Raw genomic sequence first — 20,432 nt, forward strand, 5'->3', positions numbered from 1 at the left:
CTAAAGCTTTTCTCGCAATGACAAAAAGCAAACCATTGCGTCATTGCGAACGAAGTGAAGCAATCCATAATCAAGCATACATTAATTTTTGCAATGGAATCTTTAAAGAAGTGCAGTATTATAGATTTGCGCTGAAGCGGGTGAGTTGCTTGACGCAACACACGCCACGACTTCCTACGAAGTCTCGCAATGACAAAAAGCTAATCGCCTTTTCATTGCACGATTTCACCTTTCAAATACCGCATTGCCTATTCAAGAATATTTATTAAAATCTAGCTTATCGTGTCAATTTGCACATTGCCACTATAAATTGCGTGGCTAAATTCCCTTAGAATTCGTTGGGTTTTAGCTTCGGTGTTTTTTCGTAGAATATCATTGTAGTTGCTTGTAAGGTTTCTATCATACCTTTTTGTGTAAAGTCCGTCTAAATGATTTAGGTTGTCTTGAAATTCTTGTGCCACCTCTTGCCAACCCTTTTGTGTGATGCCAAATAACCCCAATTCTTTTTTTTCTTTTTCTGTGTTTAGAGATTCTTTTTCGCGTTGTTCTACACGTTCTACACTTGCGCTCAAGTTTCCAGCTCTTGTTAGCATTTGAGCAACAGAGATTTTTTCGTTAGGAGACATACCAGCAGTTACCCTCTCAAACGCTAGATATTGATCGTCATTCATAAGCTCCAAACTAATCATACCATAGGTAATACGTTCTATATTAAAGCCGTCTTTGTCCTTTTCTTGTGTTTCTTTATTTTGTATTTTGCTGATAGATTGTGCGGATTGTGCATTTTCGCTAAGAAGACGATTTGTTTCATTATTATAGATTCCACCTAAAGAATTTAAGTTCTGATTAATAGTCATATACAACAATGTCCTTTCAAGCCCAATATTGAAATTCAAAGATTGCCAAAGCAAAAAGGATTCCAACTTTTTAGGTTAAACATTGAAAGTGGTCAAAATATTTGCCAAAAATTTATAAAAATTTCGTATAAAACCCATAAAATTTTCTAAGCTTTAAGCAAAAATAAATTATAATTTCAGAATTTTTTAATATTAAAATTCTTTTAAGTCTAAGGCTCGTTTGGTTATGAAATGTTTTAAATTATTGAAATATTATATTGTTTTTTGTGTCTTTAACCTTTTTGTGTTTGCTTCTCCCTTTGGAAATAAAATCATTGTTCCTATTGTTGAATTAGATGAAGATTCCAAGCATTACGCGTATGTTCCGGCATTTGATTTGAAAGTGGGTGAGAGTGGCGAGATTGTGCGTTGGTTTGATAGAGAACATTCTGGAATCGTGGCAAAGGCTGCAGTAATAGAGGTTCAAAATGGTCGTGCCAAAATTGCCTTTGAACCCTTTGTGGGGTTAGAGCAGAGTGCATTTCCAACACCTATTTTAATGCCGCAAAAGAACGATGAAGTAATTTTTCGTAGTTTCAATGACAGAGCTTTTTTGATTGCTCCAACACAGGATATATATGAGAAGATTAAAGCTGCTTATCCGGAAATTAAATGGTTGCATCCGGATTTATTTGCAGCGTATTTAATGGATGTTGGACATACGGCACCTGTGAAGGGGGATTTTCGCAAGATATGTGCGCAGTATGCAGCAGGTGTTATTTATATGGTGAATCTCAACGAGGGACAGGCATTGGATTGTCAAACTTTTAGCGTTATTAAAAAAGACTATATCACCGGACGCGCACCGATAGAGGAGCGTATGTTGCCGTTTTTCTCTCGTATTGGAAGCAATAACCAAGAGTGGTTTTCCTATCTTTTTAATGATGTAAAAACGCAAGATTATTATGTTTATTTTGATGCCTTGGTAAAGGGTGAGATTCGTGATGAGGACGCGACATTTTTTGGAAGAATCACAAATTATTTTATGAATACCATTAAGGATATTTTTTAAAAGGCTTTTGAAATGACAGAACAAAATATTAACGATTTAAAAGCGATAGTTGGTGAAAAGGATTGCTTTAATGACAAGGCGCATTTGAGCGCGTATTGTTATGATGCAACCAAAGAAAGAAAATATCCCGAATGTGTTGTGTTTCCGCATAATGAGGAGGAAGTGAGCCAAGTGCTGAAGTATTGCAATACGCACTTAATCCCTGTGATTCCGCGCGGTGCAGGGAGTGGCTTTACCGGTGGCGCACTTGCAGTGCAAGGTGGAGTGATTCTAGCCTTAGAAAAACATATGAATCAGATTTTAGAAATTGATATGGAAAATATGGTTGCGCGTGTGCAGCCCGGTGTCGTGAATATGCAGTTGCAAAAGGCGGCAGAGGCGGTAGGGTTATTTTATCCGCCCGACCCTGCAAGTGAGCATTATTCCACGCTTGGAGGAAATGTGAGTGAAAATGCAGGGGGAATGCGTGCAGCAAAATATGGAATCACAAAGGATTTTGTAATGGCATTGCGTGCGGTGTTGCCTAATGGAGACATTATTCGCGCGGGTAAAAAAACAATTAAAGATGTTGCGGGTTACAACATTGCGGGGATTCTGATTGCAAGTGAGGGGACATTGGGCGTAATTACCGAGATTACGCTGAAGTTGCTAAGCAAACCCAAGTATAAGCAAAGCGCAATGGGTGTGTTTCCAAGTATCCAAATGGCGATGAATGCGGTGTATAAAACAATGGCAAGTGGAATTACGCCCGTTGCGATGGAATTTTTGGATAATCTTAGTATTAGGGCGGTGGAGGAGAAATTCCATAAAGGTTTGCCAAAGGAAGCGGGTGCGATTCTCATTACAGAAGTAGATGGAAATTTACAAGAAGAAATTGACTACCAAATCAAAAAAGTAGAGGAGAAGTTCCTAGAAAATGGGGCGAGCGAGTTTATCAAAGCAAACAATGAACAAGAAGTAGCGGATTTGTGGTTCGCGCGTAAAAATGCAAGTCCTAGCATTACCATTTATGGAAGTAAAAAGCTCAATGAAGACATTACCGTTCCGCGCTCTAAACTTCCAGAGTTGCTAGAGAGAATTGCGGAGGTTTCACAAAAATATGGTGTTGTGATTCCGTGTTTTGGGCATACAGGCGATGGCAATGTGCATACAAATGTAATGGTGGATGGCAGTAACCAAGAGGAACTAGAGAAAGGACATCAAGCGATTGAGGAGATTTTTAAAATCACGGTGGAGCTTGGGGGAACACTTAGCGGGGAGCATGGAATCGGGCTTTCCAAAGCACCCTTTATGCACCTTGCGTTTTCTCAAGAGGAGATGCAATTATTCCGCGCTATAAAGAAAGCCTTTGACCCTAATAATATTTTAAATCCGGGCAAAATGGCATTATGATAAAAATAGGTTCAGTTTGTTTTATTTTTATGTTAAAATTTAATTTTTAGTTTTAAGGATTTTTAATGGTTTATGATGTGCAAAAAATTCGCGAGATTCTCCCCCATCGTTATCCTTTATTGCTTGTAGATAGGATTGTTTCTATATCGCCAAATGAAAAAATTGAGGCATATAAAAATGTTACTATTAATGAAGAAGTATTTAATGGACACTTTCCCACACAACCCATTTATCCGGGCGTCTATATCATTGAAGGAATGGCACAGGCTGGAGGTGTATTAGCCTTTGTAAGTATGTTTGGAGAGGAAGCACAAAATACAGGGGATAAAATTGTCTATTTTATGAGTATTGATAAGGCAAAATTTAGGAATCCCGTAACGCCCGGTGATAAGCTTGTGTATAGACTAGAAGTCATTAAGCACAAAGGTGGAATCTGGGTTTTGCAAGGCTATGCTTATGTAGAGGATAAACTCGTAGCAGAAGCCGAATTAAAAGCAATGGTAGTAGATAATACCGAGAAAAAGGCACAAAAGTGAGTGTAGCAAAATCAGCAAAAATTGCACAGACTGCTATTATTGAAGAAGGCGCAAGCATTGGTGAGAATGTAGAGATTGGGCATTATTGCGTGATTGGTAAAAATGTCAAGATTGGCGAGGATTGTAAGCTCTACAATAATGTTACGATTCTTGGCAATACGACTTTGGGTAAAGGCAATGAGATTTTCCCTAATGCAACTTTGGGAACAAAACCGCAAGATTTGAAATATCATAATGAGCCTAATGCGCTAATCTTTGGCGATTTTAACAAAATCCGCGAATTTACGATGATAAATCCCGGAACTGAAGGCGGTGGCAGCAAAACGATAATTGGCAATCATAATCTGCTAATGGCGTATGTGCATATTGCGCACGATTGTATTATTGGGGATTCTTGTATTTTGGCAAATGGCGCGACACTTGGGGGGCATGTTGAGTTGGGTAGTCATATTAATATCGGTGGCTTGACGCCGATTCATCAGTTTGTAAAGATTGGGGATTATGCAATGATTGCAGGGGCGAGTGCGCTCTCACAAGATATTCCACCTTTTTGTATGGCAGAGGGGAATCGTGCGGTGATTCGTGGATTAAATTTGCATCGGTTGCGCAAAAATTTTGAACACCACGAGGTGGATAAAATTCATACTGCTTACAAGCGTCTATTTTTTGGCAATGCCCCCATTAAAGAGATTGCAAAAGAAATCCTTAATGATAATATTAAAGATTCTAATGTTCAAAAAATGTGTGAGTTTATTATTCAATCTACAAGGGGAATCCCTTTTACAAGGAAAAGTAATGAGTGAAAGAGTTTGTGATTTTTGTAAAACCAAAGAATCTCACAAGAATCCATTAATTGCTGGAAACAATGTTTGTATTTGTAAGAATTGTATCATTGCTTCTTATAGTTTGCTTATGGGAGGTGAGCAGCATTTTGAGGAGGAATCGGGATCTTCTGATAGCACAGAGTTAAGCATTGTTCCTCCAAAAGAGCTAAAGGCTGTTTTAGATGAATATGTGATTGGGCAAGAAAAGGCGAAAAAGGTTTTTAGCGTTGCGGTGTATAATCACTATAAACGTGTATTGCAAACCAAAGAGCAGGAGGAGGAAGATGCAGAGATTGCTAAATCCAATATTTTGCTTATTGGTCCAACAGGGAGTGGCAAAACTTTGATGGCGCAAACTTTGGCGAAATTTCTCAATATCCCGATTGCAATTTGCGATGCGACAAGTTTAACGGAAGCGGGTTATGTGGGTGAGGATGTGGAAAATATTTTAACGCGTTTGCTTCAAGAGGCAAATGGCGATGTCCAAAAGGCGCAAAAAGGAATCGTGTTCATTGATGAGATTGACAAAATTTCTCGTCTTTCAGAGAATCGCTCTATTACGCGTGATGTATCGGGCGAGGGTGTGCAACAGGCACTTTTAAAGATTATTGAAGGTAGCGTGGTGAATGTCCCTCCAAAAGGTGGCAGAAAGCACCCCAATCAAGAGTTTATCCAAATTGATACCAAAGATATTTTGTTTATTTGCGGTGGAGCATTTGACGGGCTAAAAGATATTATTGAGCGCAGAATCGGGGGGAATAGTCTAGGATTCCATCACCAAAAGAGCAAAAAGGTAGAAATTGAAAATATTTTAAATCAAGTGGAGCCAGATGATTTGGTGAGTTTTGGCTTAATTCCAGAATTGATTGGACGTTTGCATATGTTTGCAACTTTGGAGGAAATTACAAAAGAAGCAATGATTGAGATTTTGCAAAAGCCAAAAAACGCATTGACAAAGCAATATAAAAAACTCTTTGCCTTTGATGGTGTGGCTTTAACTTTTCAAAACGAAGCATTAGAGGAGATTGCAAATCTTGCTATTTCACGAAAAACAGGCGCAAGAGGTTTGCGTTCTATTATGGAAGAGATTATGTTAGATATTATGTATGAATTACCGGAATTAAAAGGTTATGAAGTCATTATCACTAAGGAGGCGGTTTTAAAACAAGCAAAGCCTATGTTGGTAAAACAAAAAAAAATAAGCAAAAAAAGCGCTTAAATCCACTATAAAGAGAGAGAATATGGTATTAGATAGAGTGATAGGATGGTTTTCGCACGATATTTCTATTGACTTAGGGACGGCAAATACGATTGTTTTAGTTAAAGGGCAGGGGGTGATTATCAATGAACCCTCTGTTGTTGCAGTACAAAATGACCGCTATGGAAAAAATAAAATTTTGGCTGTGGGACACGAGGCAAAGGATATGGTTGGTAAAACGCCCGGAAGTATTTTGGCTGTGCGTCCAATGAAGGATGGGGTGATTGCGGATTTTGATATGACAGAGAAAATGATTCGCCATTTCATTGAGAAAGCACACCGCAGAAAAGCATTAATGCGTCCTAGAATCATTGTTTGTGTGCCTTATGGATTAACAGGGGTTGAGCGTAAGGCAGTCAGAGAATCTGCAATTAGCGCAGGTGCTAGAGAAGTGTTTTTGATTGAAGAGCCAATGGCGGCGGCGATTGGTGCAGGTTTGCCTGTTAAAGAGCCTAAAGGAAGTTTGGTTGTAGATATTGGTGGAGGGACAACTGAAATTGGCGTGATTTCATTAGGTGGGCTTGTGATTTCTAAGTCTTTGCGGACTGCGGGGGATAAGCTAGATATGGCGGTGGTGGATTATGTGCGTCGTAAGTATAGTCTATTGATTGGTGAGCGCACGGGAGAGGAAATTAAGATTCAAATTGGCTCGGCAGTTAGCCTTGACGAACCTCTTGTTATGCAAGTAAAAGGACGCGATCAAGTCAGTGGTTTGCTAAATACGATTGAGCTAACAAGTGAAGATGTGCGCGAAGCAATGAAAGAACCCTTAAAAGAGATTTCTAATGCCCTAAAAGATGTGCTAGAACAAATGCCACCGGATTTAGCGGGAGATATTGTGGAGAATGGAATCGTTCTCACAGGTGGTGGAGCATTGATTCGTGGGCTTGATAAGTATCTTTCTGATGTCGTCAAACTTCCTGTGTATGTAGGTGAAGAGCCACTGCTTTGTGTGGCAAAAGGTACAGGTAAGGCATTAGAGGAAATTGATGTTTTACAGCAGCTGTCTTATGAATAATTTAATTTTTGTGAATATTGCACAATATTCACTAGAGATTAAAAGAAATAGAATGATTGTAAGAAAATAAATGAAAAAAGCTTTTCTTTGGATTATTTTTTTATTCATTGCTTTATTTGTTTCTATGAAAATATCTACTGAAGTGCAAAATAAGGTTTTATTTTTAAGCGATAGCATTAAGGTAGGTATTTTGAATCTTAATAATAATGCAGTGAAAATAATCCAAAGACATTTTAATCAAGCGGAGCAAATCAAGCAACTTTCAAATTCTTTAAGAGATAAACAACAAATAGAATATTTGCTTGAAGCTTTAAAGGTTGAGCATAATGATTTGTTGGCTTTTATGCATTCTCCTTTTGCTATGAATATCCCCGAGATTTCATCGGTTCGGACAATTTCGTTTGCGCGTATGAATGATTATAAAAAAATTTGGTTGGAGTACAATAGCAATAAAATCTATCAAGATGGTTCTATTTTTGGACTTCTTGATGATAACAAAGCAGCAGGAATTGCAATTTTGCAGGATCATCGTTTGGAGGGATTTCTTAATGGCGATGAAAAATGTAGTTACAGCGTGGTTGTAGGCAATAAAAAGTCTCATGGAATCGCAAAATACGATATTAACAAAGGTTTTGTTGTGGATTATATTCCTTTGTATCCTAAGATTGAAGTAGGCGAAATTGTGCAGACAAGCGGTTATGATAATATTTTTTATCCCGGTATTTTAGTGGGCGTTGTAGAAATGGTGGAATTGCGACAAGGCTACCAAATTGCTATTGTTAAACCCGCTTCTGATGAGGTGAAAAGGTTTTATTGGTTAGTAGATGTGGATAATCCACAAGAGCTAATGAATTTGGAAAATAATGCTACGAAGACTCAAGAGGCTTTGGAGTCGGATTTAATACAATAATTGTGATTGTTTGGGATTATGTTTAGAAAACAGATTTTATGGTTTTCTTTTCCGCGAAAATATTAATATAATTTTTTATCTCCATAGTTGCAATCGTTTTACAATTCAAGAATATAAAAATGGAATGATATTTGCTTCTTAATTTTAAAAATATTTAAGAAGGAGAATCCAATGGAATTTCTTGATGAAGGACTTAGTTTTTGTAGCTTTTTTGAGATTGTGGAGTTAGAAAATAACCAACAAATAAAACAAAATGAGGAAGATAAAAATTCCAATACGATTCATTTAAATAGCACAAAGCAAAATGAAAAATTGATGATTTTATATTCTAAAACACAGGCAAGAGTTGAGTGTTAAGTGCTTGTAGGGTTTATCTGTAATTCATAATGCGAAATCTTGCCTTTTGGGATTCCATTGTGAAAGTTTCTATGTATAAGATTGTGGATTGTTTCTCCGCTTCGCTTCCTTGCTATAATGAGCAACTAAAGCACCTAGCATTGCGTCTATTGCGTATTGTCTCCTGTCGTTGCAAATGTCTCCATTTTGTGGCTTTAGTTTTATAAATCAGTGATTTTTGCAAACCTTATGTGATACAAAAATAACCATTATGTATAAAATTGATACAAAATTCTCTCAATCTGCTTATAAAGATTATAATTTGCTGTTATAATATAAAGTTAAAACTTAATGTTTGGAGTTTGTATGATGATAAAAATTACTGAAAACAGCCTAAGAGATGGACACCAATCTTTATTAGCTACAAGAATGCGCACAGAGGATTTAGTAGAAGCAGCACAGCTTTTTGAGCAGGTGGGATTCCATAGTGTGGAAGTATGGGGTGGAGCGACTTATGATACTTGTTTGAGATACCTAAAAGAAGACCCTTTTGAGCGATTGGCAATTTTTAAGGAAATTTTTAAAAACACTCCAATCCAAATGCTTTTGCGCGGACAGAATCTCATCGGCTATCGCCATTATGCCGATGATGTTGTGCGTGAGTTTATAAGATTATCTGCACAAAATGGTGTAGATATTTTTAGAATCTTTGATGCGCTCAATGATATTCGTAACTTGGAAGTTTCTATTGAGGAAGTCAAAAAACAAGGCAAACACGCGCAAGGTGCAATTTGTTATACAACTTCTCCTGTGCATACAATCCAGAGTTTTGTGGAATATGGTAAAGAATTAGCAAAACGCGGTTGTGATTCTTTGGCTATTAAAGATATGGCAGGACTCATTACGCCCAATGCCACTTTTGAGCTTGTTAAGGCATTAAAGAATGCGATTGGTTTGCCTTTAGCGTTGCATACGCATTCTACTGCTGGGTTTGCTTTTGGTTCGCATTTAAAAGCGATTGAAGCGGGTATAGACATATTGGATTGTTCTAACTCTGCATTAGCAGAAGGCACAAGCCACCCTTGCACACAATCCATTGTTGCAACTTTACAAAATACGCAATGGGATACGAAACTAGATTTAGAGATTATGGAAAGAGCTGCTGAAACCTTGAAGCGTAATCGCAGAAAATATAAAAAATTTGAATCAGAATATAACCAAATTGACACACGCGTATTGGTTAATCAAATTCCCGGTGGTATGATTTCTAATATGGCAAATCAGCTAAAGGAGCAAAATGCGCTAGACAAAATGGACGAAGTCTTAGCAGAGATTCCAAATGTGCGCAAAGACTTTGGTTATCCCCCACTTGTTACTCCTTCTAGTCAGATTGTTGGCACACAAGCGGTGTTAAATGTCCTAGCGCAAACGCGCTACAAGACGCTAACCACAGAATCTAAAAATATCATTAAAGGCTATTATGGTAAAACACCAGCCCCTATTACTCAAGAATTGGTTGAACGCATTAAAGCTGAGGGAGAGGAAATTATTGTTGAGCGTCCAGCAGATAAGTTAGAGCCTGAACTACAAAAGGCGCGTGAGGAATCTCAAGGATTTGCAAAGAGTGAGACAGATATTATTTCATATGCTATTTTTGGTGGAATCGCAAAACAATTCTTAGATGAGCGTAATGAGAATCGTTTGGCACCTGAAGCATTGACGACTTTTGAGGGTGCAAATGCACCAATACCTAAGGAATTTACGATTAATCTACACGGCGAGACTTATAATATTAAGATTGAGGGAAGTGGGGCGAAAGATGAAAATGTGCGTCCGTTCTTCGTGCGTGTTGATGGAGATTTAAAAGAAGTGCTTGTGGAATCGGGCGATAAAGATTCTAAATCCCCTAGTAAAAAGACAGATTCTTTGCCTCAAGCAAGTCTCCCCGGACATATCATTTCTCCAATGCCCGGAAATTTAACGAAGCTTAAGGTAAAAGTGGGCGACAAAATTAAAGAGGGTGATGTTTTGGCTATTGTTGAAGCAATGAAAATGGAAAACCAAGTCTTAGCAACGATTGGCGGGGAAATTAAAGAGATTTATGCAAAAGAAGGACAACAAATTAGTGCGAATCTCGCGATTATGCTCGTGGAATAATGAGAGCTTTAAGCGTTAGTGAATTAAATGCACAGATAAAAAGTCTGCTTGAAGCTACCTTTTTGCAGGTAAGCGTGAGTGGAGAAGTGAGTAATTTTACACACCATTCAAGTGGGCATTTGTATTTTACATTAAAAGACAAAGATTCTAGTTTAAGATGTGTAATGTTCCGTGGGAATGCTACGCGTCTGCGATTCCAAATTCAAGAGGGAATGAATTTGGTTTTGCAAGGAGCAATCAGCGTTTATCCGCCACGTGGAGATTATCAGTTAAATTGTATCAGTGCGCTACCAAGTGGAATCGGGGAACTCACATTGGCTTTTGAGCAGCTTAAAGAATCCTACAAAAGCAAAGGCTATTTTGAAAACAAGAAGCCGCTTCCAAAGTTTCCCAAAAAAGTTGCCTTGCTTACTTCCAATACAGGCGCGGTTTTGCACGATATGTTGCGCGTTGCACAAAAGCGGTGGAATCTTGTGGAATTTATTGTGCTAAACACGCTTGTGCAAGGTGAGGGGGCAAAAGAGAGTATCGCAAGAAACATTGCTGTTGCGGACACTTTAGGTTTTGATTGTATTGTTTTGGCGCGGGGTGGTGGGAGTTTAGAGGACTTATGGGCTTTTAATGAGCCTTTGGTGGTTGAGAGTATTTTTAGTGCGAAAACCCCTATTGTTTCGGCGATTGGACACGAGCCAGATATTACATTAAGTGATTTTGTGGCGGATTTACGCGCCCCAACTCCTTCAGCGGCTATGGAGATTTTATTGCCCGATAAAAATGAATGGCTGATGAATTTAGACACAATAGAGAATACACTAAATGAGAGGTTTTCAAGAGTGATTCAAATGAAGTTTCATCGGTTGCAAAAACAAGCATTCTTGCTAGATAAGAATCCTTTTTTTAATGAATTAGATAGAGTAAGGCAGAATCTTGAGAATTATTATTTGTTTTTGGAGCAAAAAATCCAGCATAAAATCTCTTTGGATTCCTTAAGGTTGCAAAGCCCAAACCTTCAAATTCATTTAGCTATGCAGCGACTTTTAGCAAGAAAGTCTATGCAACTAGAATCCTCTAAAATGCAACTAGAATCCAAGAATCCTAAAAATTATCAAAAAAATGGTTATGCTTGTGTCTTGCGCAATGGCAAAAAGATTCAATGTTTAGCAGAAATTACGCCACATACAATTTTGGAATTGCAAGATAATAGCGCAACGATTCAGGCAGAAGTAAAGAAAGTGTCTTTAAATGAGTGTAAAGAAAGGTAAAACCGCGAGTGCAGACAAATCATTTATGCACTTTGTGCTTTCATTGTTTTTCCTGCAAAGATTTTGCTCAAATTCATAATGCAAATCCCTTTTGCAAAGTCTGACCCTCTGTCTTTGCGGACTCTAGTGAAACAATCCATAATTGTGCAAAACACAAAACAAAAAGGGACAATTCATTCCAAATATTCTGTAATTTCTTTTTTAGAAGTTTTCCATTCTCCTATATTTTGCCATTTTGAAAGATTGCAAAACCGACAAAAAGGAATTGGCTTTGCTAGAAATTGTAGAATCTCGCTATAATCTTTTGCCTTATAAATATCAATGGAATCCAAAGTGTTTAAAGGGAGGTTTTGATTGAAAGCAGAATTAAAGATTTCAATGTTTGCCGCAATATTGCAAGGATAAAGCTTACCCTCTTTTAATTGTATGCAGTTATTCGCCATTCCACATTTTGTAAAACTCTCCAATGGATTGCAATTTCCCTTTGGTTCTAAGACAAATTTTAGCGAGGTTTTTTCTATCTTTGCATTATTAAAGAATATCAGAGGGATTCCATAAGTTTTGCATTGTGCTTCTATTAAATTCCAATCTATTTTGATGGGGTATTTAGTCGGGTGAATTTCGATGTTGTTTTCTTTGCAAGATTCCCAAAACTCTTGAGGTTGGGTTTCAAGCAAGATTCCATTAGTAACCAACCAAATGGCAGAATCTGGAAAAAATTTGCGCGTAACTGCAAAGAAATCTTTGCAATTTGGGTTTAGCAATGGCTCCCCACCCATTAAATGGAATCTACCTATCAAACCTTTTGTAATAGAGTTTAATTGTTGCATATCCTTACTGAATTGCTCAAGAGAGGGAAAATGTTTGGGAGAAAGTTGAGAAAAATGCGAACAAGAAAAACAATTCAAATTGCAATGTTCTGCAAGGTGAATTTCTATAAGCTTCAGATAGGCTTGTGGGGTGAGTTTGTGTAGAGAATGGATTGTCGCAACATTTTGATTGCTTAGGATTTTATTTTGTTCTTTTAAGGTTTGAATGGACTTTTCTAAGTGTTGATTTTGAATGGTTAAATGAATGTTTTGATTTTCTAAAATTTCTAATCTATCTTTAATCTTTTGGTGTTGTTTTGCGTTTTTTAAAAGAGAAAGTATCCAAAGTTTTTTATTTTAAATAAAGGATTTTAATTTATTTTGCCCCCCCCCCCCCTCTTTTTATTTGTTTTTGACATAGTATTCCTTATAAAGAGATGATTGAAGGTAATATTGTGTTTGACAATAAAAGCTCTCCTGCGCCCAAAAGGGCTGGAGATTTTACAGCGAACCTTTTGCTAAGGCTTCTTTGGCATATTTTTCGCCCAATTCAAAGGCTTTTTTATTCAGCTCTACAACTTTTGCAGGAACTTTGCTAATCATTGTGTCATAAACCAAGTCTCTATCTACGCATTGTGTGAGAGTTACGGTTACTGCAAGAGCCACAACGGATTGCGTTACGACATTTCCTACTTCATTTTTCGCAATGCTAATGATTGGAATCGGGTAGATTTTGAATTTCTTTTTATCCTCTGCATTAGGAGTTACAAGATTGGGTTCTACTACAATAATTGCACCCTCTCTTAAGCCGTCTTTGAACTGGTCATAGCTAACTTGAGCGGTGGAAAGCATATATTCTACCTCCCCGTCATTCGCATAAGGATAGAGGATTTCATCTTTGTCTAATAGAATATCAACCTTTGTTGGTCCTCCGCGTACTTGAGAAGTATAAGTTGCAGCTTTAACACCATATCCGCCTGTTTTGATTTGTGCTTCTGCTAGAATCTCACCTGCTAACAAAACGCCTTGCCCACCAACACCTGTAAAACGGAGTTGTCTTCTCATTTTGCACCTCCTTTTTTTGCTTGTGCTTTTTCTTGCACTTGTTTGTAGGCTTTGCAATATTCCATTTTATTTGTATCGTGATGTAGGATTCCTATTGGGTATTTGCCACTTTTTTCTTCTTCGCTTAATTCATCGTATTTTTTCTTAGAAACGATACGACTTTCAATCCACTTGAGCGTGTCAATAGCCTCTCCCATTTTGTTTTTTCTACCAAGATTTACATGGCAGTTACTAAAAATATCAAAGAAGCTAAAGCCTTCATTGGAGAATCCCTCTACCAAGACTTTTTCTAGTTTTTTAGGGTCTAAAACAGATTCTCTTGCAACAAAGCTTGCACCTGCAGCAGTGGCAAGTTTGCAAGGGTCAAAGGTTGGATCTACATTGCCATATTGTGCGGTTACAGTCCACATTCCTTGCGGAGTTGTAGGGGAAGTTTGAGAATTTGTCAAACCATAAATGAAGTTATTGATAAGAACATAGTTAATATCAATGTTTCTACGACACGCGTGAATTGTATGGTTACCACCAATAGCTAAACCATCGCCATCACCACCCACTACAATCACCTTTTTTGTAGGGTTTGCAAGTTTAATCCCTGTCGCATAGGCAAGTGTCCTTCCGTGTGTTGTATGCACTGTATTGCAATTTACATAAGAAGAAACGCGTCCGCTACAACCAATTCCGCTTACCAAACAAACATCGTCCATATTCCAACCCAATTTGTCAATGGCACGCACGATTGCTTTTAGTATGACACCATCACCACAGCCCCAACACCAAAGTGTTGGCATTTTATCCACTCTTAAGTATTCATCATAATTAAATGCCATTTTATAACTCCTTAATTTTGCTCATAATTTCCATTGGGGATAATGGACGCCCATTTGCTTTTGCTAATAACGCAACCTCTTTTTTCATTGCAAGTTCTATTTCCTTAACATATTGCCCTTTATTCAACTCGGCAACTAGGATTTTATTAAATTTTTTGCCCAATTTTGCAAGTTCTTCGGTTGGTGAGGGCCAAAGTGTAATAGGTCGGAATAAACCAACTTTTATGCCTTCTTCTCTCAATCTATCCACTGCTTCTTTTGCGCTTCTTGAAGTAGAACCATAAGCAATTAAAAGAATTTCTGCATCGTCTAGCTTGTATTCTTCATAAGTTACAATTTCAGATTTTTTGCTCAAGATTTTATTGAAAAGTCTATCAATGAGTTTTTGAGAAAGCACTGCGTCTTCTGTTGGGAAGCCTGTTGGTCCGTGATGCAATCCTGTGATATGGTAACGATAGCCTTTGAAGAAAGGATTGAGAATTGCAGGTTCATCTTGTGGCACATCATAGGGTTTATAAGAATTTTTGTCCCCATTATAAGTGCGGCGATTCACGATTGTTTCTTGCATTTTATTTAAGTCTGGCACAATCGCTTTTCCGTGCATATGTCCTAATGTTTCATCTAGGAGGAGAAATACGGGTGTCATAAATTTTTCTGCTAAATTAAATGCGCGGAATGTCTCTGTATAGGCTTCCTCTAAGCTTCCCGGACATAATGCGATGGATTGATAATCTCCGTGTGTTGGATTTGCTGCTTGTGCGACATCTCCTTGTGCTACACGCGTTGGAAGACCTGTGGAGGGACCGCCACGCATAACATTGACAATCACAAGTGGCACTTCTGCCATAAAGCTAAGCCCAATTTGTTCGGCTTTTAGTGAGATTCCGGGACCTGAAGTTGCAGTCATAGACTTTACACCACTCATAGAAGCACCTAGTGCAACAGAGATTCCAGCAATCTCATCTTCCATTTGAATAAAGCTCCCATTCTCGCGTGGAAGCAATACGCTCATCTCGTGAGCCACTTCACTAGAAGGCGTAATAGGATACCCGCCAAAAAACTTACAACCCGCATCAATTGCTGCGTGTGCGACTAATTCATTTCCGCTTGAAATTAATTCTCTACTCACTTCTTGCTCCTTATATAGCCATATAGCCATTTGCTTTGATGGCTTCAGCTCTCTGTTTTGCTTCATCGGTCAATTTTGCAAATTTAAACTCTTTTCTATCTGCAACTGCAATAGCAAAATCAGGGCAATGCAATTCACAATCTTGACAGCCAATGCAACTTTCTGGGTGAAGCACTTCTACCATTTTACCTAAAACTCTATGTTCATCTAAACGCATTGCAAGAGTGCCTGTTGGACAAACAGATACACATAAATCACAAGCTTTGCAACGATTTTCATTCACCCAAACCGGTGTGTTATCTGGGGCTTTTAATAATCCCATATTGAACTCCTTATATTCTAAATTTTAAACCTATTTCGCGTAATTGCCTACTTTTTAAAGTTTTTTAATGTCTTCCTCCTTGAAATAGATTTAGAAAAAATCATTTTTTAATGTTTCAATTAGGTTTTTAACCGAATTGATAGAACGTTCAAATTGTCTTTTTTCTTCCGCGTTCAATTTTAATTCCACAATGCGTTCAATCCCGTGTATTCCAAGCTCTACTGGAACGCCACCTACTACATCATTATAACCATATTCCCCTTGTAACAAAACAGAACAAGGCAGAATCTTATGGCTATCACTCATAATAGCCCTAACCATTTCTGCAGCCGCTCTTGCGGGTGCAAAATAGGCAGAACCTTTTTTGAGGCAACTTACAATCTCTGCTCCTGCATTTCGTGTGCGTTGCACAACTTCTTCAATTTCTTCTGCACTTAATAATTCAGAAAGTGGCACACCATTCACCATAGAGAAACGAGGAAGTGGAACCATATCATCGCCGTGTCCGCCCATTACAGGTGCCATAATCTGCCCGGGAGCGCATTGCAGTTTTTCATAAATGAAACTTACCATTCTCGCACTATCTAGCACACCTGCCATTCCTAGAATCTGCTTTGGATTAAAGCCAGTCTCTTTTAAGGCGGTATAAACCATAGCATCTAGCGGATTAGTGATTAAAACAACGATTGCTTCCGGTGAGTTTTCTTTGATATTTTTAGAAATCTCACTAATTACTTTTGCGTTAGCTAGAAGTAAATCATTCCGACTCATACCCGGTAACCGCGGTGAGCCTGCGGCAATTACAATGACATCACAACCTTTTAAATCTTGAGGCGAAGTAATAACACCTAATTTTGTAAATTTTGTGCCAATACAAGAAGCTTGGAACATATCTAGCAACATTCCTCTTGCGCGGTCTTTATCCTTATCTTGCAAAATAATCTCATAAGGTGTTGTAGCAGAGAGAATATAAGCTAGAGTAGAGCCTACATTACCCGCACCAATGATTCCAACCTTTTTAACTCTTTCCATTATCTATCCTTAAATTGTCTTGAGATGTATTAAAAAATCAAGATTGCTACTCAAAAAAGCAAAATTTTCTTTAACTTTTTGCTTAAACTTGTTCAAAAGTATTTTCAAGTATTTTTTCTTAAATTAATCTTATATTTTGACTTTTTCTAAATGCTTTTTATTACTTTGAAAAATTCTTTAAGTGTTCATCATAATTTTTTGTAAAAGAATGCACACCATTTTTGTTTCTCACAAAATAGAGATAATCAACATTTGCGGGAAATATTGCCGCTTGAATTGCCTTAAAGCTTACGCTACCAACAGGTGCTTTTGGGATTCCATCATAGCGATAAGTGTTATAGTGGGTTGTATCATTTCGTATCATTTCGGGCGTAACTTTTGTATGAGAGTATTGTCCATAATTTAAAGTGCCGTCCATTTGTAGTCGCATTTTCTTTTCCAAACGATTCCGAATCACTGCAGAGACAAGCGGCATTTCTTCTTCGTTTGCCGATTCCTTTTGAATAATAGAAGCAATAATGATATATCTAAACCATTGCCTTTCATCATATTCTCCTAAAAATTTAATTGCCCATTTCTTGTGTTCATTTAAAGAGGTATTCACCAAATAATACATTAAATGTGTTTCGCTAATACCCTTTGGGACTTTGTAGGTGTTTGCTAGAATCACCCCCTCACTCATTGGAGAATAATTTGTATAGGCTAAATGCAAAGCTTTTTCATTTAGATTTAATTGCTGACTAATATTTTTGATAAAAAAATATAAAGTTTCACCGGGAATTAAAGTGATTTCCTCTAGTGCAGCTTTTGCGTTTGCGAGAGCGTAGAGAAAATCCCCCTTACTCAAGTAAGTGTATCCAATATCTAACCAACCGCTTTGTGGATAGCCAAAAAATCTGATAATTTGCTTATCAATGTTTAAAAGATCAAAGTCATTTTTTTGTAAGTATGTTATAATTTCACTCGTTCCACCTTTTGGTATATAAACTACCCGACTAGAATTTATCGGGGTTTGTAAATAAAAACACAAAACAATGAGTGCAATGAGAAAACCATCTATTAAAACACTAAAAATTACTTTATTTTTTGCCTTTTTGCTCGGGATATTCATCGTATTTTATGCCTTTTTATATAATGGAATTAAGATTCAAAGTTTCGGATTAGCCGGAACGCAAATTCAAGGATTTTATCTAAGATTAGATAAAAAACTGATTTTAGAAATAGAATCTTTAAATCTTAATAAAATAAAAACAGCTAAAACCTCTGATGATTTTAATATCAATACGCAAATGCGATATGTTAAAGGCATTCATCTTATTTTGCAATATTTTCAAAAGATTAATATTCAAAAAATTGACTTTCAAGGCTATCAAGCAACTCTTTATTATGACGGAAATAATTTTACATTAAATTTACCAGAAATTTATGCCAAGATTAATCTGCAAGAAGAATCCTCCAAGGTTCTTATTGGGATTCAAGATTTATATCTTAAGTCTTATGGGATCTATTATCACGGGAGTGGAGAATACGATTTGCGCCGTCAAAATGTGCAAATGAATGGCGATTTAAGTTTTGTTAATCAAAGTAGCTATTATTCATATATGCGCCTTAATTTGCAAGTCCAAAGCAATCTTAGAAAGATTGACATTAAAGGCTCTAGTGATACTTTTGTAGATATTAAATTCTTGCGTGATTTATTGCCAAAGTTTGAAAATAAGCTTGTAGAGGAGTGGATTTTTGATAATTATAGTGTGGAATCTGCACGTATTGATGAGTTTTCTATTTCTATTCCTCTAAAGAGTCAAAATATTCTTAAAGATTCTATTACTTCTCTTTATGTATCAGGAGAAGCGCATAATGCAGAAGTGATTTTTCACCCTCATCTTCCACCAGCTCACGCAGAATCGGTTAAACTAATATTTCAAAATAATTCTTTAGAGTTTTATCCTCTTAATCCAACCTATCAAAACCATAATGCAAGTGGTAGTCAAGTGGCTATCAAAAATATTACAAGTGAGAATCCGCTCTTACAAGTTTATATTCAGACTAATGCTGCATTGGATTCTGAAATTCTAAAACTCTTAAATGCTTATGAAATCACTTTGCCTCTTAGTGCAGCTAGCGCAAACATCGCAACCGATTTGTATGTTGGGGTGGATTTAGATACATTAGATGTAACAGCAAAGGGGATTTTCAAATCCAAAGATATTGAAATTTTGCTCAATGGTGTTCCCTTAGTGTCTAGCATTATTAATGTCCAGCTAGAAAATTATTTGGTTAAGGTGGAATCCAAAAACACGAGATACCAAGAATTGTTCCAAAGCGACTCTAACTTTGTTATTGATACTCAAAGGAAAATAATAGGTGGAGATTTATTGATTGCTTCACTTATGCTCTCTAAAAACTCTCCTGAAGTTTTGCAGGTTACCAACCAATCTTTACCTTTTAATGTAGATTTTTCGCAAAACGAAAGGATTGTTTTTGCTTTACCGACATTTGATTTTAGTGCAATTTTCGCACAAAATTACCTCTTTAATCTTGGGAAGCTAAGTGCAATCTTGCCATTTTCTAAAATTCTGCAAGAATATAAAGTAGAAGAAGGAAAAATGCAAGTTACCACACAGGATTTTGAAAACTATTTTGCGGATATTTCTTTGCGCACAGGGCAAGATATTTTGAGAAACAAACAAGACAATCAGCCAATTAGCGCAATGGAATTACTTTTTAATTATACTCCAAAAGGCTTTACTCTACAAACTAAAGATAACACTTTTGTTTTACAAAGCAACAAAGAGGGCGAGAGGGTAAGTTTAAAGAATCTTAGTTTAGGATTGGATTTAGATAAATTTTCTGCCGATAATTCTCAAAACAAGACAACCCCTGTTTTTGTGGAAGGACAAAATTCTAATCTGTTTGTCAAAGAACGCACGATTTTAGGAGATTCTTTTGAAATTACTCTTGTTAATGGAGAAATTAAAGCAAGTTTAAAACATAAAAATGGACAAGCAGACTTTTATAAATTTGGCAATTCTATAACTTTGGACGCAAAGGAATTTGGAGATGAGTTTGTAAATACCCTTATACAAAAAAAGGGTGTCCGCAATGGACGTTTTTTTATGAATGCAAATACGAATCCCAAAGGGGCATTAATGGGCAAAATTACTTTTCTTAATGCCTCTTTAAATGAGTTAAAGATATTGCAAAATATTATGGCTTTTGTAGATACGATTCCTTCTTTATTGAGCTTGAAAACGCCGGGATTTAATAATCAAGGCTATTATGTAAATGAAGGCGTGGTTGAGTTTGGTTTAAACGATGAGTTTTTAGCGATTGAATCTTTGGATTTTAAAGGTTCTTCTATTGATATTAAAGGGAGGGGGATTATGCAGGTAGAATCTCAAATACTTGATTTTAATGCGGAATTAATTACTGCAAAATCCCTCAGTGGAATCATCAATAAGATTCCATTGGTAAATTATATTTTATTAGGTAAAGATGGCACAATTTCAACTGCTTTTAAGGTTGATGGCACATTGGAAAATCCGCAAGTGCATACTCAAGCTGTTCAAGATATTTTACTTTCTCCTTTTAATGTTTTAAAACGTGTGGTAACTTCACCTTTTGAAGTCTTTAATTAAAGGAAT

At 36.9% G+C, this 20,432-nt stretch carries 21 protein-coding genes; 12 read left to right on the forward strand and 9 right to left on the reverse strand.

The annotated features are described in order from the left end of the window. On the forward strand, window positions 1–269 hold a 269-nt coding region (locus BS85_RS10025), incomplete at its 5' end, for a hypothetical protein (protein ID WP_034550942.1). A gap of 3 nt (window positions 270–272) precedes the next feature. Here BS85_RS10025 and BS85_RS0101515 read toward each other — a convergent pair. Next, window positions 273–857 (reverse strand): HP1233 family protein, encoded by a 585-nt coding sequence (locus tag BS85_RS0101515; protein ID WP_026943244.1) that lies wholly within the window; start codon window positions 855–857, stop codon window positions 273–275. Between the two features lie 226 nt (window positions 858–1,083). Between BS85_RS0101515 and BS85_RS0101520 the strand changes: the two genes are divergently transcribed. The 8 genes from BS85_RS0101520 to BS85_RS0101555 all read left to right on the forward strand — a co-directional run bounded on the left by BS85_RS0101520 (window position 1,084) and on the right by BS85_RS0101555 (window position 8,203). Next, window positions 1,084–1,908 carry a plasminogen-binding N-terminal domain-containing protein gene (locus BS85_RS0101520; RefSeq protein WP_026943245.1) on the forward strand — a complete coding sequence of 275 codons (825 nt, stop codon included), beginning with the start codon at window positions 1,084–1,086 and terminating at the stop codon, window positions 1,906–1,908. Window positions 1,909–1,920: 12 nt separating this feature from the next. Next, window positions 1,921–3,300, forward strand: coding sequence for a glycolate oxidase subunit GlcD (glcD, locus tag BS85_RS0101525; protein ID WP_026943246.1), 1,380 nt, complete (start codon window positions 1,921–1,923; stop codon window positions 3,298–3,300). 65 nt (window positions 3,301–3,365) lie between these two features. After that, window positions 3,366–3,836 carry a 3-hydroxyacyl-ACP dehydratase FabZ gene (fabZ, locus tag BS85_RS0101530; RefSeq protein WP_026943247.1) on the forward strand — a complete coding sequence of 157 codons (471 nt, stop codon included), beginning with the start codon at window positions 3,366–3,368 and terminating at the stop codon, window positions 3,834–3,836. Next, the gene (lpxA, locus tag BS85_RS0101535; RefSeq protein WP_026943248.1) at window positions 3,833–4,639 is read left to right on the forward strand and encodes an acyl-ACP--UDP-N-acetylglucosamine O-acyltransferase; all 807 of its coding nucleotides are present in this window, start codon (window positions 3,833–3,835) and stop codon (window positions 4,637–4,639) included. Before fabZ ends, lpxA begins: the two co-directional genes overlap by 4 nt. Beyond that, window positions 4,632–5,879, forward strand: a complete 1,248-nt coding sequence (clpX, locus tag BS85_RS0101540) for an ATP-dependent Clp protease ATP-binding subunit ClpX (RefSeq protein ID WP_026943249.1) — start codon at window positions 4,632–4,634, stop codon at window positions 5,877–5,879. Before lpxA ends, clpX begins: the two co-directional genes overlap by 8 nt. A gap of 22 nt (window positions 5,880–5,901) precedes the next feature. Continuing rightward, window positions 5,902–6,936: a rod shape-determining protein gene (locus tag BS85_RS0101545; protein ID WP_026943250.1), complete on the forward strand. Its 1,035-nt coding sequence runs from the start codon at window positions 5,902–5,904 to the stop codon at window positions 6,934–6,936. 70 nt (window positions 6,937–7,006) lie between these two features. Next, complete coding sequence (mreC, locus tag BS85_RS0101550; RefSeq protein ID WP_026943251.1) at window positions 7,007–7,846, forward strand: rod shape-determining protein MreC; 840 nt, start codon at window positions 7,007–7,009, stop codon at window positions 7,844–7,846. Between the two features lie 171 nt (window positions 7,847–8,017). Next, complete coding sequence (locus BS85_RS0101555; RefSeq protein WP_026943252.1) at window positions 8,018–8,203, forward strand: hypothetical protein; 186 nt, start codon at window positions 8,018–8,020, stop codon at window positions 8,201–8,203. Here the strand turns inward: BS85_RS0101555 and BS85_RS12005 are convergent. Further along, the gene (locus BS85_RS12005; protein WP_273212813.1) at window positions 8,200–8,328 is read right to left on the reverse strand and encodes a hypothetical protein; all 129 of its coding nucleotides are present in this window, start codon (window positions 8,326–8,328) and stop codon (window positions 8,200–8,202) included. The genes BS85_RS0101555 and BS85_RS12005 overlap by 4 nt on opposite strands. 223 nt (window positions 8,329–8,551) lie before the next feature. Between BS85_RS12005 and oadA the strand changes: the two genes are divergently transcribed. Both oadA and xseA read left to right on the forward strand, forming a co-directional pair. Then, entirely contained in the window at window positions 8,552–10,339 is a 1,788-nt protein-coding gene (gene oadA / locus BS85_RS0101560) for a sodium-extruding oxaloacetate decarboxylase subunit alpha (protein WP_026943253.1), read from the forward strand. After that, entirely contained in the window at window positions 10,339–11,601 is a 1,263-nt protein-coding gene (gene xseA / locus BS85_RS0101565; protein ID WP_026943254.1) for an exodeoxyribonuclease VII large subunit, read from the forward strand. Before oadA ends, xseA begins: the two co-directional genes overlap by 1 nt. A gap of 173 nt (window positions 11,602–11,774) precedes the next feature. Here xseA and BS85_RS0101570 read toward each other — a convergent pair whose 3' ends face one another. The 7 genes from BS85_RS0101570 to mltG form a co-directional block, all read right to left on the reverse strand. Beyond that, window positions 11,775–12,752: a 4Fe-4S cluster-binding domain-containing protein gene (locus tag BS85_RS0101570; RefSeq protein WP_026943255.1), complete on the reverse strand. Its 978-nt coding sequence runs from the start codon at window positions 12,750–12,752 to the stop codon at window positions 11,775–11,777. A gap of 159 nt (window positions 12,753–12,911) precedes the next feature. After that, window positions 12,912–13,475, reverse strand: a complete 564-nt coding sequence (locus BS85_RS0101575) for a 2-oxoglutarate:acceptor oxidoreductase subunit OorC (RefSeq protein WP_026943256.1) — start codon at window positions 13,473–13,475, stop codon at window positions 12,912–12,914. After that, window positions 13,472–14,305, reverse strand: a complete 834-nt coding sequence (locus BS85_RS0101580) for a 2-oxoglutarate ferredoxin oxidoreductase subunit beta (protein WP_026943257.1) — start codon at window positions 14,303–14,305, stop codon at window positions 13,472–13,474. Before BS85_RS0101580 ends, BS85_RS0101575 begins: the two co-directional genes overlap by 4 nt. A gap of 1 nt (window position 14,306) precedes the next feature. Continuing rightward, window positions 14,307–15,464 (reverse strand): 2-oxoglutarate synthase subunit alpha, encoded by a 1,158-nt coding sequence (locus BS85_RS0101585; protein ID WP_211246890.1) that lies wholly within the window; start codon window positions 15,462–15,464, stop codon window positions 14,307–14,309. Beyond that, window positions 15,445–15,756 carry a 4Fe-4S binding protein gene (locus BS85_RS0101590; RefSeq protein ID WP_026943259.1) on the reverse strand — a complete coding sequence of 104 codons (312 nt, stop codon included), beginning with the start codon at window positions 15,754–15,756 and terminating at the stop codon, window positions 15,445–15,447. Before BS85_RS0101590 ends, BS85_RS0101585 begins: the two co-directional genes overlap by 20 nt. A 90-nt stretch (window positions 15,757–15,846) precedes the next feature. Then, window positions 15,847–16,788 (reverse strand): malate dehydrogenase, encoded by a 942-nt coding sequence (locus tag BS85_RS0101595; protein WP_026943260.1) that lies wholly within the window; start codon window positions 16,786–16,788, stop codon window positions 15,847–15,849. A 160-nt stretch (window positions 16,789–16,948) separates the two neighbouring features. Beyond that, the gene (gene mltG, locus BS85_RS0101600) at window positions 16,949–17,899 is read right to left on the reverse strand and encodes an endolytic transglycosylase MltG (RefSeq protein ID WP_026943261.1); all 951 of its coding nucleotides are present in this window, start codon (window positions 17,897–17,899) and stop codon (window positions 16,949–16,951) included. Between mltG and BS85_RS0101605 the strand changes: the two genes are divergently transcribed. Then, window positions 17,832–20,426 (forward strand): YhdP family protein, encoded by a 2,595-nt coding sequence (locus BS85_RS0101605; protein ID WP_026943262.1) that lies wholly within the window; start codon window positions 17,832–17,834, stop codon window positions 20,424–20,426. The genes mltG and BS85_RS0101605 overlap by 68 nt on opposite strands. The last annotated feature ends 6 nt before the right edge of the window (window positions 20,427–20,432 follow it).

It is taken from the genome of Helicobacter rodentium ATCC 700285 (assembly GCF_000687535.1).
Lineage (GTDB): Bacteria > Campylobacterota > Campylobacteria > Campylobacterales > Helicobacteraceae > Helicobacter_D > Helicobacter_D rodentium.

What these genes read in the sequence shown, in the direction of transcription:
- clpX (WP_026943249.1), top strand. Translation starts at nt 4,632, where the DNA reads ATGAGTGAAAGAGTTTGTGATTTTTGTAAAACCAAAGAATCTCACAAG.
- BS85_RS0101590 (WP_026943259.1), bottom strand. Translation starts at nt 15,756, where the DNA reads ATGGGATTATTAAAAGCCCCAGATAACACACCGGTTTGGGTGAATGAA.
- BS85_RS0101515 (WP_026943244.1), bottom strand. Translation starts at nt 857, where the DNA reads ATGACTATTAATCAGAACTTAAATTCTTTAGGTGGAATCTATAATAAT.
- mreC (WP_026943251.1), top strand. Translation starts at nt 7,007, where the DNA reads ATGAAAAAAGCTTTTCTTTGGATTATTTTTTTATTCATTGCTTTATTT.
- glcD (WP_026943246.1), top strand. Translation starts at nt 1,921, where the DNA reads ATGACAGAACAAAATATTAACGATTTAAAAGCGATAGTTGGTGAAAAG.
- BS85_RS0101575 (WP_026943256.1), bottom strand. Translation starts at nt 13,475, where the DNA reads ATGAGAAGACAACTCCGTTTTACAGGTGTTGGTGGGCAAGGCGTTTTG.
- BS85_RS0101555 (WP_026943252.1), top strand. Translation starts at nt 8,018, where the DNA reads ATGGAATTTCTTGATGAAGGACTTAGTTTTTGTAGCTTTTTTGAGATT.
- xseA (WP_026943254.1), top strand. Translation starts at nt 10,339, where the DNA reads ATGAGAGCTTTAAGCGTTAGTGAATTAAATGCACAGATAAAAAGTCTG.
- BS85_RS0101585 (WP_211246890.1), bottom strand. Translation starts at nt 15,464, where the DNA reads ATGGCTATATGGCTATATAAGGAGCAAGAAGTGAGTAGAGAATTAATT.
- fabZ (WP_026943247.1), top strand. Translation starts at nt 3,366, where the DNA reads ATGGTTTATGATGTGCAAAAAATTCGCGAGATTCTCCCCCATCGTTAT.
- mltG (WP_026943261.1), bottom strand. Translation starts at nt 17,899, where the DNA reads ATGAATATCCCGAGCAAAAAGGCAAAAAATAAAGTAATTTTTAGTGTT.
- BS85_RS0101545 (WP_026943250.1), top strand. Translation starts at nt 5,902, where the DNA reads ATGGTATTAGATAGAGTGATAGGATGGTTTTCGCACGATATTTCTATT.
- BS85_RS0101605 (WP_026943262.1), top strand. Translation starts at nt 17,832, where the DNA reads ATGAGAAAACCATCTATTAAAACACTAAAAATTACTTTATTTTTTGCC.
- BS85_RS0101520 (WP_026943245.1), top strand. Translation starts at nt 1,084, where the DNA reads ATGAAATGTTTTAAATTATTGAAATATTATATTGTTTTTTGTGTCTTT.
- oadA (WP_026943253.1), top strand. Translation starts at nt 8,552, where the DNA reads ATGATAAAAATTACTGAAAACAGCCTAAGAGATGGACACCAATCTTTA.
- BS85_RS0101580 (WP_026943257.1), bottom strand. Translation starts at nt 14,305, where the DNA reads ATGGCATTTAATTATGATGAATACTTAAGAGTGGATAAAATGCCAACA.
- BS85_RS0101595 (WP_026943260.1), bottom strand. Translation starts at nt 16,788, where the DNA reads ATGGAAAGAGTTAAAAAGGTTGGAATCATTGGTGCGGGTAATGTAGGC.